The organism is Curtobacterium sp. LFS079 (assembly GCF_047977865.1).
Classification (GTDB): Bacteria; Actinomycetota; Actinomycetes; order Actinomycetales; family Micrococcaceae; genus Arthrobacter.
Map to the genome: position 1 here is coordinate 83727 of NZ_JBFPFO010000003.1, position 15123 is coordinate 98849.

At 65.8% G+C, this 15123-nt stretch carries 15 protein-coding genes; 7 read left to right on the forward strand and 8 right to left on the reverse strand.

The features are described from left to right. The first annotated feature begins 766 nt into the window (after positions 1–766). Both ACNQPB_RS06300 and ACNQPB_RS06305 read left to right on the forward strand, forming a co-directional pair. Complete coding sequence (locus tag ACNQPB_RS06300; RefSeq protein WP_498750070.1) at positions 767–1360, forward strand: HhH-GPD-type base excision DNA repair protein; 594 nt, start codon at positions 767–769, stop codon at positions 1358–1360. Between the two features lie 70 nt (positions 1361–1430). Beyond that, entirely contained in the window at positions 1431–1985 is a 555-nt protein-coding gene (locus ACNQPB_RS06305) for an HdeD family acid-resistance protein (RefSeq protein WP_498750072.1), read from the forward strand. Positions 1986–2007: 22 nt separating this feature from the next. Here the strand turns inward: ACNQPB_RS06305 and ACNQPB_RS06310 are convergent, their stop codons facing one another. From ACNQPB_RS06310 to ACNQPB_RS06325, 4 genes are all read right to left on the reverse strand, one after another. Next, complete coding sequence (locus tag ACNQPB_RS06310; protein WP_498750074.1) at positions 2008–2964, reverse strand: carbohydrate kinase family protein; 957 nt, start codon at positions 2962–2964, stop codon at positions 2008–2010. A 103-nt stretch (positions 2965–3067) separates the two neighbouring features. Continuing rightward, positions 3068–3862: an ATP-binding cassette domain-containing protein gene (locus ACNQPB_RS06315; RefSeq protein ID WP_498750076.1), complete on the reverse strand. Its 795-nt coding sequence runs from the start codon at positions 3860–3862 to the stop codon at positions 3068–3070. Further along, complete coding sequence (locus ACNQPB_RS06320; protein ID WP_498750077.1) at positions 3859–4908, reverse strand: ABC transporter permease; 1050 nt, start codon at positions 4906–4908, stop codon at positions 3859–3861. The genes ACNQPB_RS06315 and ACNQPB_RS06320 overlap by 4 nt, the downstream gene beginning before the upstream one ends. A 24-nt stretch (positions 4909–4932) precedes the next feature. After that, the gene (locus tag ACNQPB_RS06325) at positions 4933–6054 is read right to left on the reverse strand and encodes a substrate-binding domain-containing protein (RefSeq protein WP_498750079.1); all 1122 of its coding nucleotides are present in this window, start codon (positions 6052–6054) and stop codon (positions 4933–4935) included. Between the two features lie 165 nt (positions 6055–6219). Between ACNQPB_RS06325 and ACNQPB_RS06330 the strand changes: the two genes are divergently transcribed. Further along, positions 6220–7218: a LacI family DNA-binding transcriptional regulator gene (locus ACNQPB_RS06330; RefSeq protein ID WP_498750080.1), complete on the forward strand. Its 999-nt coding sequence runs from the start codon at positions 6220–6222 to the stop codon at positions 7216–7218. 44 nt (positions 7219–7262) lie between these two features. Then, positions 7263–7556, forward strand: coding sequence for a putative quinol monooxygenase (locus tag ACNQPB_RS06335; RefSeq protein ID WP_498750082.1), 294 nt, complete (start codon positions 7263–7265; stop codon positions 7554–7556). Between the two features lie 89 nt (positions 7557–7645). Here ACNQPB_RS06335 and ACNQPB_RS06340 read toward each other — a convergent pair whose 3' ends face one another. Further along, the gene (locus ACNQPB_RS06340; RefSeq protein WP_498750084.1) at positions 7646–10303 is read right to left on the reverse strand and encodes a GH32 C-terminal domain-containing protein; all 2658 of its coding nucleotides are present in this window, start codon (positions 10301–10303) and stop codon (positions 7646–7648) included. 248 nt (positions 10304–10551) lie between these two features. Here ACNQPB_RS06340 and ACNQPB_RS06345 point away from each other — a divergent pair, with 248 nt between their 5' ends. Both ACNQPB_RS06345 and ACNQPB_RS06350 read left to right on the forward strand, forming a co-directional pair. Beyond that, a complete protein-coding gene (locus ACNQPB_RS06345; protein WP_115790145.1) occupies positions 10552–10749 on the forward strand; it encodes a hypothetical protein in 198 nt (65 codons plus the stop codon). A gap of 8 nt (positions 10750–10757) precedes the next feature. Continuing rightward, on the forward strand, positions 10758–10985 hold the full coding sequence (locus ACNQPB_RS06350; RefSeq protein ID WP_426301600.1) for a hypothetical protein: 228 nt from the start codon (positions 10758–10760) through the stop codon (positions 10983–10985). A 33-nt stretch (positions 10986–11018) separates the two neighbouring features. On the opposite strand, the gene ACNQPB_RS06355 is transcribed toward ACNQPB_RS06350, so the two are convergent. Both ACNQPB_RS06355 and ACNQPB_RS06360 read right to left on the reverse strand, forming a co-directional pair. Continuing rightward, positions 11019–12254 carry an MFS transporter gene (locus ACNQPB_RS06355; protein WP_498750085.1) on the reverse strand — a complete coding sequence of 412 codons (1236 nt, stop codon included), beginning with the start codon at positions 12252–12254 and terminating at the stop codon, positions 11019–11021. 5 nt (positions 12255–12259) lie between these two features. Continuing rightward, a complete protein-coding gene (locus tag ACNQPB_RS06360) occupies positions 12260–13165 on the reverse strand; it encodes a dihydrodipicolinate synthase family protein (protein ID WP_498750087.1) in 906 nt (301 codons plus the stop codon). 122 nt (positions 13166–13287) lie between these two features. Here ACNQPB_RS06360 and pdxR point away from each other — a divergent pair, with 122 nt between their 5' ends. After that, positions 13288–14724 (forward strand): MocR-like pyridoxine biosynthesis transcription factor PdxR, encoded by a 1437-nt coding sequence (gene pdxR / locus ACNQPB_RS06365; protein WP_498750088.1) that lies wholly within the window; start codon positions 13288–13290, stop codon positions 14722–14724. Between the two features lie 106 nt (positions 14725–14830). On the opposite strand, the gene ACNQPB_RS06370 is transcribed toward pdxR, so the two are convergent. Continuing rightward, complete coding sequence (locus ACNQPB_RS06370) at positions 14831–15040, reverse strand: dodecin (protein WP_498750089.1); 210 nt, start codon at positions 15038–15040, stop codon at positions 14831–14833. Positions 15041–15123 lie beyond the last annotated feature (83 nt).

Genomic DNA, 15123 nt, shown 5'->3' on the forward strand with positions numbered 1-15123 from the left:
GGACTTCGCCGCTGGTTCGAGCAACCAGGCTTGTAGAAACAGTCCCGCGCAGAAAAATTCCAGGGAATGGATCTTCAGCGAACGGCGGGGGCTCCATGTCGTGAGCCTAACTCAATTTTCATTCTGGGTGATTGATCGGTAGGCGCCGTTGTTGAGACTACTGCCAGCTAGACCAGAAGGCTCTCTCGCGCGGCCCGAGTTGGACCCAACGCAGATACCTACTCGCGTCCGAAGCGACCGAAAACGGCGCAGCCGGTGAAGCTAGTCCCTTCCATTTTGATGACCAGGATTCTTGTCGCTGCGATCAAACAAGATCCTTGTGCAATGGAATTCGTCATGCAATAGTGCTCGAACACTGGCGGCGGTTTCGCAGATAACTCCGCCCGGACGCTTTGGGGGAAGCAATGAAAACTCGAAAACCGGCGCTATCGGGATTTGCGCGGCGATGGTGACTATTGCGGAAACAACGTGAACTTCGCCAATGACTGAATCCATCCACCCTGAGGTCCAGCGCACACTCAGCACAATTCCAGTTCGCATGTCCCGCCAAATGACCAACACCGAGTATCAGGTTCGTGTGGCCGAAGTCCTCCGGCTTCGGCATCCCGGACCGTCAAGACGAGATTCCCAGGTCAGTGTCGGTGGACGGCGACGGTCCGGCGCCGGTACGCCGCGTCGGCGCTTGTGAGCTTCTCGTAGTAAGTGACCCCGCGTCGTCGGACGACGGGCCGTGACGGGTGCGGGGCCGGGTGGCAGGATAGGGCGCATGGAACTGCACATCACAGGGGACCCGGCCGCCGACAAACTGCTCAGCGACGACGCGTTTGCGCTGCTCACCGGCATGTTGCTCGACCAGCAGGTGACGATGGAATCGGCGTTTGCCGGCCCGGAAAAGATCCGGACCCGCATCGGCTCGATCGCGCCGGCAACGGTCGCCGGCTACGATCCCGAGGGCTTCGTGGAGATGTTCAAAGAGAGCCCGGCCGTTCACCGCTTCCCGGGCTCGATGGCCGGCAGGGTCCAGGCGCTTGCCGAAACCGTCGAGCACGAGTGGGGCGGGGACGCCACTGCCATCTGGACGCAGGGCGATCCCGACGGCAAGGAAGTGCTGGAGCGGCTCAAGGCCCTGCCGGGATTCGGTGAGCAGAAGGCCAAGATCTTCCTGGCCCTCCTGGGCAAACAGTGCGGGCTCCAGGCCGCGGGCTGGCGCGAAGCCGCCGGGAACTACGGGCAGGCTGAGGTCTTCCTGTCCGTGGCCGACATCGTGGATCCTGAATCCCTGCGCAAGGTGCGCGCCTCCAAGCAGGCCGCCAAGGCCGCGGCCAAGGCGGCCAAGTCCGCCAAGCCCGCAGGTCGTTGAGGAATCGGCGCTGAATAATCGGCGGCTCTGCCCCATGTCCCACGGCGCCGTGCCCGACTAAAATGGGGCTATGTCCGCCATCGCAGCGCGCAAGTTGTTCAAGCATTCCGGCACGGGACTCATATTCCGCGGGGCATTGGCTTTGCTCTTCGCCCTGGCGGTTGCATCCTTGCCGGTTGCCACGGTGTTCGCCCTCACGTATGTGTTCGGAATTTATGCGATGAGCGACGGCCTCGCGAACCTGGCACATTACTACTACGATCCCGCACGCCATTCCCGCTGGAGCATGATCGGCGGGGTTGCATCCGTGGCTGTCGGCCTGGTGACCGTTTCGTGGCCCGGCATTGCGGTCATGTCGCTGGCGCTCCTCATCGCGATATGGGCCTTGGCGCTGGGAATCTCGCAAATCTTCATCGCGCTTGAAGGCAGGACGACCGTCAGGGCCTGGCGGAGCCCCGCGCTGACAGGACTTGTCCTCCTCGCGTTTGGCATCCTTGTCCTCATCAACCCCGGCACCGGAATCCTTGCCCTTTCCGGCATGTTGGCGGCGTTCACCGCCATCGCCGGATTGCTTTTGGTGATTTCCGGATACTCGATGCGCAGGGTTGCTGCCGCACGGAGCTAGCGGAAGCCAAGCCACCGGGAGGCTACGCGGGCATCGGCACCGGTTCCGCGGCCAGTTCCTCCGCTGTGGGCGGGTTGGCTCCCGGCCTGCTGACAGTGATGGCGGCGGCCTGCGATGCTGTGCGGCCGAGGATTTCGAGCACTGCGGGGGCCAGTCCCTCGCTGCTGCGGCTGAGCAGCCCGTAGATCAGGGCCGCCATGTAGGAATCACCGGCCCCGATGGTATCGGCCACGACCGTCCGCACCGCGGGCACGTGCAGCCGGGTGGCCGGCGTCGCGAGCAGCGAACCCTCAGCCCCGCGCGTGACGACCGCCAGGCCCGCACCGAGTTCCAGGATCCTGCCCGCGGCTTCGTCCAGCCCGAGACCGGGGTAGAGCCAGTCCGCGTCCTCGTCGCTGAGCTTCACCACGTCGGTCAGGGGGACCAGGTCTTCGAAGATGGCGAGGGCCTGCGCATGGGTGCCGAGCAGCGCCGGCCGTATGTTGGGGTCGTAGGTGACCAGGGTTTCGCGGTATGACTGTTCGAGCAAGGTCCTCACTGCGCCCGCACCGGGGGAGAGGAAACTGGCGATTGACCCGGTGTGAAGAACCCTTGGAAGGTAGGCGGGAGCCACCGGCGCAAGTTCCCAGGAGATGTCGAATTCGTAGCTGGCCGAACCGTCAGGGGCCAGGGTTGCCGTGGCCGAGGCCGTGCGCGACGCCGAGGTGGAGCCCGGGAGCAGGGCGACGCCGGCTGAAGAAAGGTGCCTGGCAATCGCGGCGCCGCGTTCGTCGTCGCCGATCGAGGTCAGCAGGCTTGTCCGGACGCCCAGCCGGCCCAGGCCGTAGGCCACGTTGGCGGGCGAGCCGCCCGGATGCTCCACTGTGGTGGGCGAGGCAGTGCCGTCGGAACTGCTCACGACGTCGATGAGTGCCTCGCCGATCACGACGACGTCGGCGGACTCCCCGGCGGGGTTGGAAGCTGCGTATGGCTGGGTCATTGCAGGTGCCTTTCGCAAAGGCGTCCGCGGACCGGGCGTTGTTGGCTTCGCCAGGTCCGCGGACGGGAGGTGGGGGAACGCTGTCAGGGACAGCGGTGACAGCTCAGGCGGTTGCTGCACCTGTCATGATGGCGACGGCGTCCGTCATGGAGTGGGACTGCGGCGTGATCGTGGCGGCGCACTTGCCGAGGCGCTGGATGTGGATCCGGTCGGCGACGTCGAACACGTGCGGCATGTTGTGGCTGATGAGGATGACCGGCAGCCCGCGGTCGCGGAGGTCCCGGACCAGCTGCAGGACCTGGTTCGATTCCCGTACGCCGAGTGCCGCCGTCGGCTCATCCAGCACCACCACCTTGGAACCGAAGGCCGCGGCGCGGGCCACAGCCACGGCCTGGCGCTGTCCGCCGGAGAGGTTCTCCACCGCAACGGTGACGTCCTGGAGCGTGGAGATCCCCAGCCGGGTCAGCTCGGCTTTGGCCTTGCGGCGCATGCCCTTGGTGTCCAGGACCCGGAAGATCTTGCCGAGCGGGCCGGGGAGCCGCTCTTCCCGGCCCAGGAACAGGTTGGACGCCACGTCCAGGGCGGGGGAGACCGCCAGGTTCTGGTAGACGGTCTCGATTCCGTGGACCCGGGCGTCCTGCGGTCGCTTGAAGTGCACCGGCTGCCCGGAGACCAGCAGTTCGCCGGTATCGGGCACCTCCGCCCCGGTCAGGCACTTGATAAGCGTGGATTTGCCGGCACCGTTGTCGCCGATGATGGCCAGGACTTCGCCGGGGTAGAGGTCCAGGCTGACGCCGTCCAGGCCGACCACCTTGCCGAAGGTCTTGACCAGGTTGCGGGCCTGGAGGATGGGCTGGCGGCTGCCGTTTGCCGGGGTGGGAACGTCGACGGAGGTCATGACTTAACCTTTCGGATCCACTGGTCCACCGACACAGCGACAATGATGAGCACGCCCACGGCGAGGGTCTGGAAGAGGATGTCCAGGCCGGCCAGGGACAAGCCGTTGCGGAAGACGCCCACGATCAGCGCCCCGAGCAGCGAACCCCAGACGGAACCGCGGCCGCCGAAGAGGCTGGTGCCTCCGATGACGACGGCGGTGATCGAGTCGAGGTTCAGGTCCACGCCCGCGTTGGGGCTGGCTGCGTTGGTGCGGCCGATCTGGATCCACGCGCCGATCGCCAGCACCGCGCCGGCGGCCAGGTAGACGCTCATGAGGACCCGGTTGACCGGGATGCCGGCGAGGCGGGCTGCTTCCTTGTCATCGCCCACCGCATAGACGTGCCGTCCCCAGGCCGTCTTGCCGAGGATGAAGGCCACCACGATGTAGAGCACCAGCATCGCGACCACGCCGGTGGAGATCCGGACCGGTCCCACCGGGAACGTACTGCCCATCCACGTCAGCAGGGCAGGCATGCTCGAACCGCGGACGGTGGAACCGCCCGAGTACAGCAAGGTCAACGCGATGAAGATGTTCAGGGTTCCCAGGGTCACGATGAACGGCGGAAGCTTGAACCTTGTCACCAGGAAACCGTTGAGGGCCCCGGCGCCGAGGCCGACAACGAGTCCTGCCACCAGCGCCAGGGGTGCCGGCACGCCGTTGTTCACGGTGACCTGTGCCACGACCATGGAGGCCAGGATCATCACGGCGCCCACGGAGAGGTCGATGCCCGCGGTAAGGATGATCAGGGTCTGTGCGATGGCGAGGGTTCCCACCACGGAAACCTGCTGGGTGATGAGGGAGAGGTTCTCAACGCGCAGGAAGCGGTCGTTGAGGATCCCGAACACCACCACGGCTACCAGCAGGACGATTGCCGGGCTCAGCGCGGGGTAGCGGTGCAGTACATTGCGGATGCGGCTCAGGGGCGTGCTCCTGTCGAGGAATTCCTCGGCCGGATCTGTGGATTTCCCCACCGGGGGTCCGGCGGCTTGCTGTTGCTGGGTCATGTTTGCTCCTGTCACCGGCTGGCTCTACTTGCCCCAGCAGATCTTGGCGGCGTCCGCGGTGCTGATGCTCTTGACGCCGTCGGCCGCCTTGTCGGTGACCAGTTCCACGCCGGTGTTGAAGAAGTCCAGGCCGGGGGAGTTCTCCGGCTTCTTGCCGGTCTTGGCGAGTTCGACGATTGCCTTCACGCCGAGTTCGGCCATCTTGACCGGGTACTGCTGGGCGGTGGCACCGATGATGCCGCCCTTGACGTTGTTCACGCCGGTGCAGCCGCCGTCGACGGAGACAACGAGAGTGTCCTTTTCCTTGCCGGCGGACTTGAGCGCCTCGTAGGCACCGGCGGCAGCAGGTTCGTTGATGGTGTAGACGACGTTGATGTTCGGGTTCTTGGACAGCAGGGTTTCCATGGCCGTGCGGCCGCCGTCCTCGGCGCCCTGGGAGGCCTGGTTGCCTACGATTTCGTAGTCGCCGCCCTTGCCGCCGGTGTACTTGCCGGTCTTGGCCTCGTCGCCGTTCTTCTTCTTGTCCGCGGTGTCGACGCCGAGGCCCGTCAGGAAGCCCTGGTCGCGGTTGTAGTCAACGGACACAACCTTGTCATCGAAGAGGTCGATGAGGGCGATGGTGGCTTTCTTTCCGCCCAGCTGCGCGGCGGTCCACTTTCCGATCAGCTCGCCGGCGGCGAAGTTGTCCGTGGCGAACGTGATGTCTGCAGCGTCGGCAGGGTCCGGCGGGGTGTCCAGTGCGATGACGAACAGGCCGGCGTCCTTGGCCTTCTTCAGGGCGTCGACGACGGACGGGCCGTTGGGCGTGATGAGGATTCCCTTGTCGCCCTTGGAGATGGCGTTTTCGATGGCCTGGATCTGGGTGTCCTCGTCGCCGTCGGCCTTGCCCGCTGCGAGTTTGAGGTCGACGCCGTCAGCTTCCGCGGCCTTCTTTGCGCCGTCCTGCATGGAGACGAAGAACGGGTTGGCGGTGGTCTTGACGATCAGCGAGACGCCGATCTTCTCGGAGGAGGAAGCCCCGCTGCTGGTACCGGTGCTGGGGGAGTTACCTCCACAGGCCGTCAGGCTGAGTACCCCGAGGGAAAGGGCTGCGCCTGCGGCGAACAGCCGGCTGGCGGTGGAGCGTGGGGCGATGGAACTCGTCATTGAAACTCCTGGTATTCGAGGCACTTTTCGCGCCTGACAACGATGTCGTAAGTTATGTAACCAAGCTCACAATGTAGAGTCAAGGGCAACTGATGATGAAAGAGCGAGGTTATGACAACGATGTCAGATCGTTATCGAACTGAGGGCGCGAAGAACCGGCCCACCATGCGCAATGTCGCTGCACTTGCAGGTGTCGGAATCAAGACGGTCTCGCGGGTCATGAACGATGAGCCGGGAGTTTCGGAGGCGACCCGGAAGCGTGTCCTGAGTGCTTCGCAACAGCTGAACTACCACCTGGACATGGCCGCGGGCAGCCTGCGGCGGACGGGACGGCAGACCCTGTCAATAGGCTTGCTGCTGCCCAGTGTGGCCAACCCCTTCAGCGGCGAAATCCACAGGGCGCTGGAAGACGCACTCTCGGAGCGGGGCATCGCGGTCTTCGCTGCGAGCCTTGATGAGGACCCTGCCCGGGAAAAGGCACTCGTGACCGCCTTCCTTCGCCGTCGGGTGGACGGCATGGTGCTCACCCCGATCGCCAAGAGCCAGGCCTATGTGATCCCGGAGCACTCGCGGGACCTTCCGCTGGTCTTCATCGACCGTGAACCGGTCGGCATCGAGGCCGACGCCGTCGTGACGGACAACGCCGCGGGAGCTGCACGGGCGGCAGCCCACCTGCTGGGCCACGGACACAGGCGGCTGGCCTACCTTGGCGACACGCCGGATATCCAGACCGCTCGGGAACGCCGCCGCGGCTTCATCGAGGAACTGGGCCACGCCGGCATCGCCACCTCCACGGTTCCCGTCCGTGAAGGCTTGCGCGACGAAGAAGCGGCGAGGCTTGCAGCGCTTGAAATCCTGGCTTCGGATGAGCCGCCCACGGCCATCTTCTCCAGCCAGAACCTGGTCACCTTCGGGGTTATGCGCGCATTGAAGGAACTGGGCGCGAACCGCCGCATAGCCTTGGTGGGCTTCGACGACTTTGCCCTTGCCGACATGATGGACCCGGGAATCACCGTGATTGCCCAGCATCCTGAACGGATCGGCAAGCTCGCAGCCGAACGGCTGCTTGCCCGGATAGACGGCGACGACGGCGCGCCGCGGACTTACGTGGTCCCCTCCGAATTGATCGTGCGCGGCTCCGGCGAGCTGCCGCCGTCGTACTAAAGTCCCGTCCCCAAGAGATCCATCATCAAAGCAAGGAGCCCCGCATGGCCAAGACACTGTATGCCGAATTCACCGTCAAGCCCGGCAGCGAGGAACGGGTCGCCGAAATGATGCGCGAACTGACCGAACGCGTGCGCAATGAACCCGGCAACCAGCTGTTCCTGCCGTACACCCGTGAATCCAAGCCGCGGGAGTATTTCGTGTTCGAGGTGTATCGGGACGACGAAGCCTTCCGCGAGCACATCACCGCCGATTACGGGGCGGTCTTCAATGCCGAACTCGCAGAGCACATCGAGGAAGACGGCTCGGTGCTCACCTGGCTCGAACCGCTCGCCTGAACAAGTCCCCCTTAAACCCGGCTGACCCGCAGTTGATGCCGTTTGAAGGTTCAGACGGCACCTGATGCGGGTCAGCTGGGTTGTCGGCGCTACTTGAACATCGACTGCCGCAACGGCGTGACCGTCAGGGACTTGAGGTGCGCCGTGCCGCCGTCGGCGAAGAGCGCGACGTCCGTGGCCCCGGCGTCCGGAAACACCTGGTCGGTGATGCTTCGCAGGCCGTCCTGGGAGAAGACTTCCACGGAGGAGCGGTCCACGTAGATGCGCAGGGTTATGTTGCCTTGCGGATCAACGGAGACGGGAGCGGAATCCAAGGATGTGAAAAGCGGGTTGAATCCGGTGTTGCCGGAGTTTCCACGATCCACGTAGAGCTCTTTCGTCCTGGCGTCGTAGCCGATGACGGTCGACGACGTGCCGTTTCCAAGCACCGTGATCCCCGATTTCAGCGCCGTGCCCGGGTTGAAAGTGACGTCGATCCTTTGCACGTCGCCAGAAGCCTGGCGGGGCAGCACGTGCGTGCCGGGAACGATGGACCCGCCTACCTTGTCCTGATAGCTGGGTTTCTGGGCGAGGGAGTCCACCTGCTTGACGGCTTTCTGTGTAAGCCGCGGCCCGTCGACCGTCTGGGTCAGCGCCACCTCGCGGGGCAGCGACATGGCGCTGCGCCAAGGGGAAGTGGGAATCGTGTTGGCGTAGTCCCAGTTGTTCATCCAGCCGAGCACTACGCGTTTGTCCTGCGGCATGTTGCCGAAGGAGACGGTGGCGTACAGGTCGCGGCCATAGTCCAGCCAGTCGTAGCCGTTGATGCGGGGCCTTGCGGACTGCTCGGAAGCGATGAACTCGTCCGCCAGGATGTGGCCCCAGCCGAAGCGGTTGTTGTCCACGATCCGGATGTTCGCCTTGCGGCCCTTGAACTCCGAGACGTTCCAGGAGGCCCAGTCCAGGACCTCGCTGTTGGCGCCCGTGGTGGAACGGACCACCTGCCCGTCGACCACAAGGTTCACCGTGGTTTCGTCCGAGCGGGGCACCGCGGCGGAGTCCGTCAGCATGACATGGTCCAGGGTCAGGTGTCCCCATCCGCCGGTAGCCTGGTCCACGATCCGAAGCTGGGCCTGCTTGCCGGCGAATTCGGAAACGTCCCAGCCTTTCCAGTTCAGCTGTCCGGCATTGTCCCCGGCGGTTCTTCTGACAACGTTGCCATCAACCAGCAACTGGGCCTCCAGTACCTGTCCGGTCTCCGCGGTGCGGTTGCCGCCTCCCACCAGCAGGCTGATGAAGTTCTTGCCGACCGTGAACGGTGGTGAGGTCAGGGTGCCCTCCCGGTCGTCCCCGGGATTCCCGCCGGTTTCAAAGGTATTGATGCGTTTGGCGCCGATGTAGAAGTCACCGCCGGCGGTAGCGGGCTGGAACTGGGGTGCGAGGTCGCCGGTTCCGGTCCAGCCGGTGTCGGCGAGCGTGCTGTCGTCCGGACCTTCAAAACCGTTGAACAGAAGGTCGCCGGGCGGGGGAGTGTTGTCCAGTTTGTCGGAGACCCGGGGGTGCTGGCCGCCGCCCACCAGGAAGTTGATGTAATCGCTGTCCACAGTGAAGTCGGGTGAGGACATGGTGCCCAACGGCCAGTCGCCGTCGTTGAAGGAGTTGACCAGCCCGGCGCCCGCGAAACCGCTCACGGTGTTCTGTCCGGGCAGGGATCCTGCCGCAGGGCTGTTCGCGAACGGACCGTTCTTCCAGTTGCCGGGCTCGTTGTTCACGGTCCAGCCGTTGTACGTGCCGTCGTTGAAGCCCGCGATCGGGGTGCCGGCCGGAAGTGCGTCCGCCGGCTTCGTGGTCTCGGAGGTGAACGTGGTGCCGTCGAAGGTGCCCACGAAGTACTGGCCGGCCGAGCCGCCCGCGACCCCGCCCGGGTTCACGTTCACCACCATGACCCATTTGACGTTGTTGGTATCACCGTCAACGGCCAGGGGGAACAGATCCGGGCACTCCCACAGGCCTCCGGTGGCGTTGGCGGGGCCGAACTGGCTCAGGGCCGTCCAGTCCTTGAGGTTCTCCGACTTGTAGAGCAGCACCTTGTGCTCAAGCGCCTCCACCGCCGTCATGACCCAGTAGCCCCCGCCGTCGGGGGAGCTGTACCAGAACACTTTGGGGTCCCGGAAGTTCGCCGAATTACGGTTCAGCACAGGATTGCCGCTGTACTTGGTCCAGGTCTGGCCGTCATCAAGGCTGTAGGCAAGCGACTGCGCCTGGAGGCCACGGTGCGGTGAGGCCTCCTTGTAGGCGCTGGTGTAGATCGCCACGAGCGGCGGGTTCTCTGCTGTGCCGAAGCCCGAAGAATTGTCCTTGTCCACCACGACGCTTCCGGAGAAGACGTCCTCTTGCGTGTCCGCGGAGATCGCCAACGGCTGCTCCTTCCAGCTCACCAGGTCCTTGGACGTGGCGTGTCCCCAGGACATGTTTCCCCACGTGTTTCCCTGCGGATTGTGCTGGTAGAAGAGGTGGTACACCCCCTTGTAGAACACCAGCCCGTTGGGATCGTTCATCCAGTTCTTGGCCGGCGAATAGTGGAACGCGGGGCGGTACTGCTCTTGCCCCAGGATGTCACCGGAAGTCCCGGTGCCCGCCAGGGGGCTTCCGACGTCGGCCCTGCCTGCCGTGGCGGGACCTGCTCCGGCGAGTGCTCCCGCGAGCGTGAGTCCGGCGAGCGTCAGAGCTGAGAGTGACTGCAGGCCGATGGTTCGTTTCTTGTGCATTTGTGTGGATTCGCCCTTCATCGCGCGTGTCTTCCCCAATAGACATCGTTGTCAATGCGGGGAACGCTAGGTTATGTCCACGAGACAAGTCAACGATCGGCGATCGGTGGGAGACGCCTCGAGCGGCGACTGTTTGGCTGCACATCAAGCTTGCGAATCTCTGGCCAAATGCCCATTGGTGTGAGCTGCGCGACTTTCTAGGCTTGAGGAAGTTCCTGATCTCCAACGGCCAAGCATGAGGTTCAACGATGAAGCGCATCGCACTCCTGGGCAACCGCGTTGCCCCCGTCAGCCCCACCGGCTCCCACGTTCCCGCTTCCGGGCCGTGGAGCCCCGACGCCGAGCCGCAGGCCGTGCAGACCTTCGCCGAGGGCCACGTCTTCCCTGCCCACAACGGCACTCCGACCATGTGGCGCCCGCGCCCGGCGATGGCGGTTTCGGCATGATGCCCGTGGTGGTTGCTCCCAGCAAGCCCGCACCCGAAGCGAGGCTTGTTCCGCCCGCCGACTGGTCCACGTTCAACCGCGGCGACGCCGTCTGGGTCCACGAAGACGGCTGGGGCTATGACACCGGCATCGTCGATGAGGTGGCCGGCGAGCACCGCATGCTGTGGATCGTCCTGGAGCAGAGCGGCCGCCGCCTGATCTGCGGTAACGATCCCCTCGAGGTCTGGGCAGCCTAGCTTCGGAAACGGCCTTCGAAGGTCTTCCCGTTTTCAGGACGCCGTGCGGCTGGGTGACGCCCGCCGTTCCCGCAGGCGTTCGAGGAGCGATGCCCCGGAAGAGGCCAGCGTAGCGGTGAGGACGACGACCAGAGGGGCGTGCACCGCCGTCGCGATGGTGGCCCCTGCGAACGCCGTCCCGGCAGAGCCTGCGGCGATCTTCAATGCCCCTACCCAGACGAACACCTGGGCCCGCGCCCTGGCGGGCGCGTATTCGCTGCGTGCGGCCAACGTCGCGGCAAAGAACAGCGAGTTCGCCGCCCCGGCAACGGCATAGGCGCCAACCGCTGCCCAGAAGACGCCGGTGAGCGCAACGAGGCCCAGCGCGGCCGCAACGATCGCTGCCAGATGGGTCATGGTGCGGTCGGCGTCTCCGGGCAAGGGTTTGACCATGAGCATCCCGGACCCGGCCAGGCCGCCCAGCCCGTAGGCCGCCGTCAGGATGCCGGCAGCGGCCGGGGCGACGCCGAGGGGACCGGCAGCGCCGACGGCGGTGATCGGGAGCACCGCGACGGAGAACGCCACGATCACGGTCAGGTAGAGGGTGCGGCGCAGTGGGCCGGTAGTGAGCATCAGCCCGAGGGTTTGCGCTGGGTGTGGCACTTCGCCGGCGTCGGCCGGCGGTGCCGCATAGGGAAGCAGGCGTATGAGTCCGGCCGCGGCGAAGGTTCCGGCGGCGAGGACGAGTACCGCCACGGTTGGGCTGGACCAGGCGGAGATCGCTGCCACGAGCGAGGGGCCAATGGTGCCGCCGATGCCGTAGGTGGCAACGTCCCAGCCCTGTGCGCGGCGCTGGCTTGAGCGGTCAGGACCTGCAATGGCCGGGAGGCGGCTGCTGATGCCTCCGGTGAGCAGGGGGCCGACCAGCCCGGAAGCAACGAGCAGCGCGACCGTGATGACCGTCCACACATGTGGGTAGACGAGGACGGCGGCAGCCAGCGTCGCGCCATGGAAGATGCACGCCCAGGCGATGACGGTGCGGCCGTCCTTCGCGGTGTCGAGCACGCGTGCGATGAACGGACCGGCCAGGTGCGGGGCGGTGATCGCCGCGCCCAGCAGACCGGCAAGCCAGCCGGGTGCGCCGCTGGTGGTCGCGAGCAGCACGATGGCGACCACCGCGCCGCCGTCGGCTGTGCGGGCCAGGGTTGCTGCGGCGACATACCGCGCCAGGCCCCCGGGCGCCGTGCGCGGCCCGTCCTGTAGGTGCTGCCCCGTCACAGGGGCGCTCATGCTTTTCACGCCTGCCGGACCCCCGTGAAGTCCAGCAGCTCGCAGACGCGTTCGACGTCGGCGCGCTGGCCGCCGTCGAGCCCGCGGATGGGCAGGGGGAGGCTGTGCGGCTGGGCCAGGCCGAGGTATTCGGCAATTGCCGCGGTCACACGGAGGCTGCCGTGGCGGCTGAAGAGGTCCCACAACGGTTGCAGGCGCCCGGAGATCTCCCGTGCACTGCTCGCATCCCCGGATCGGGCGGCCCGGGTCAGCTCCAAGGCCAGGGCGGGCAGGGTGCCGCCGATCACCGAATACCAGGCATCGCATCCGGCGTTCAGTCCTGTCGCGGCGAACGCGTCTCCGGACACCCCGATCGTGACGTGGGCGGGGAGGATGCTCCGCAACTGGGCGATGCGCGCGGATGCCGCAGCAGGGTCCGCGGGAACACCGGGGATCTTGATCGAGGCGACGTTCGGAAGCGCGGCGATGGCCCGGTAGAGCTCGTCCGTGAAGGCGAAACGGGTGGTCCCGGGGTTGTCGTAGAGCGCCAGCGGGACGGACAGTTCCCGGGTCACGTCCTCGAACAAACCGTAGACGTCCTCCGGGGTGAGTGTCTGGTAGGAAACCGGCGCGAGCAGGACGCCCGCGGCACCGGCGCCCTGGGCGTCCTCCAACAGTTCAAGGACATGCTTGGTGCGCAGCGCGCCCACTCCGATCATGACCGGCACGTCTCCGGCGCTGCCGACGGCCAGGCGCGCCACGCGGGCGCGCTCTTCCCGGGTGAAATAGGCGTAGGAGCCGGTCGATCCCAGTGCGGTGATCGCGTCGACGCCGGCCGCTACAAGGCGCTCCACCAATGTGGTGAATGCGGCTTCGTCGATGCGCTGTTCAGCGAGCGGCGTCAGGGGGAAGGCGTTGAGGCCGGTGAACATGATGGTTGGCTCCTCGGGTGGGCGTCAGGCGGTACGGATGGGGTTGCTGATGAATCAACAAGCAGCCCCGTACTCATGCTCACAGTCGGCTTGGTTCTAACATAGATCCAAGAATCAAGAGAATGAGGGGACCAAAAATGGAGGTGGAACTTCCGATCGTCCTGGACCGCACCAGCCATGTTCCGCTCGCAGCCCAGCTCGCGGGCCGGCTAAGGGAAGCGATCCTCGAAGGAACCCTTCGGCCCGAACACACCCTGCCCGCCTCGCGGCGACTCGCCGCTGAGCTGGGAGTATCCCGCGGCGTGGTGGTGCGGGCCTACGAGCAGATCTCCGGCGAGGGGTACCTGGAAAGCCGTGGATCGGCCGGCACCCGCGTAGCGGTGCGCCTCGACGGCCGCGGAATGCCCGCGCCGAAAACCACACCCAAGCCCGCGCCGGTTCCGAAGGCCATGATCGACCTGACCCCTGGCAGGCCCTCCGGCGAGCCGTTCCGGGACCCTGAATGGAAGGCAGCATGGAAGAAAGCCATCGGCGAGCCGGTCCAGGTTGAGCTCCCTCCTGCATTGGGAATGCCGGCCCTGCGCACAGCCTTGGCCCGCCACCTGGGCGCATCCCGGGGACTCACCGTGGACGCTGGGGACATCGTCATTACCGCCGGCACCAGCGACGCCCTCCAGCTCATCGCAACGGCCCTGCGCAGTAGAACAGGCGCTCCCAGGGTTCTTGTTGAAGATCCTGGATACCCGACCGCCCGGCGGGTGCTGACCGCCGCCGGCGCCCTCGTTGAAGCGATTCCGGTCGGGGAAGACGGGTCAGAAGCACGCCGGCTCAACGCCCTGGGGTCCCGCCCCGATGCCATATTGCTCACTCCCAGCCACCAGTATCCGCTGGGCGGCCGCATGCCGGTCCAGGAACGCCTCGCCGTGCTCGCCTGGGCCGGGCGGAACCACGTGACGGTTCTTGAGGACGACTACGACAGCGAATTCCGCCACACAAGGATGCCCTTGCCGGCGCTCGCCTCGCTGCCCTCCAACGCCGACGTGATCCTGATCGGCACCTTCTCGAAGACCTTGAGTCCCTGGCTGCGCTGTGGCTACCTCGTGGTCCGGGGAGCAGCAGGGGAGCGCATCAAGAGAGCCAGGGAAGAGCTGGATACCCCGGTCTCCGGCATGTTGCAGTCAGCGCTGGCCAACTATCTCGACGGCGGAGGGCTGGCGAGGCATATCGCCCGGGCCCGGCGGCAGTATGCCCACCGGCGGGCCTTGATGATCGACCGCCTGGGAGGACGCGCCGATCTGAAGCTGGCAGCCCTCGACGGCGGCCTCCACGCCATTATCCGCATCGACGAGCGGGTGGACGCCCGCGAGGTCGTCGAAGAAGCCCTGAAGCAGGGCGTCTGCGTTGTGTCCCTGGAGGGATACTTTGCCGAAGGGGGCGCGGAAAACGGGCTGGTCATCGGCTACGGTGCGCCATCGGACCTGCAACTCTCCCGCGCGCTGGACATCATCACGGCCATCATCGATGCGAAGGCGAAGGGAAACAACGCCGGATCCGCGTGAACGCCTGCGCGCCGGCAGCCCGCCAAAGACGAAGCGGGAGGACCGGACACCTCACAGTGTGCCGGTCCTCCCCGCCAACCTTTTGCTGTTATTCGCTTGCGAGGAGTCAGCGCTCCAGCCGGAAGCCAAGCTTGATCCTGACCTGCCAGTCGGCCACGTCGCCCTCATTGAGATGGCCGCGGATCTCCTTCACTTCGAACCAGTCGAGGTGCCTGAGGGTCTGTTTTGCAGTGGCGATGCCGTTCTTGATGGCAGCATCGATGCTTTCGGAAGAAGTCCCAACAATCTCGGAAATGCTGTAAGTGTGGTCAGCCATTTTGTGCTCCTCGCGATCGTCCTTGGTGCCTGCGGCCCGGCACGCGACCTGGAGGCAGGCGCGGCCCGGCAAGCAGGCGGTGA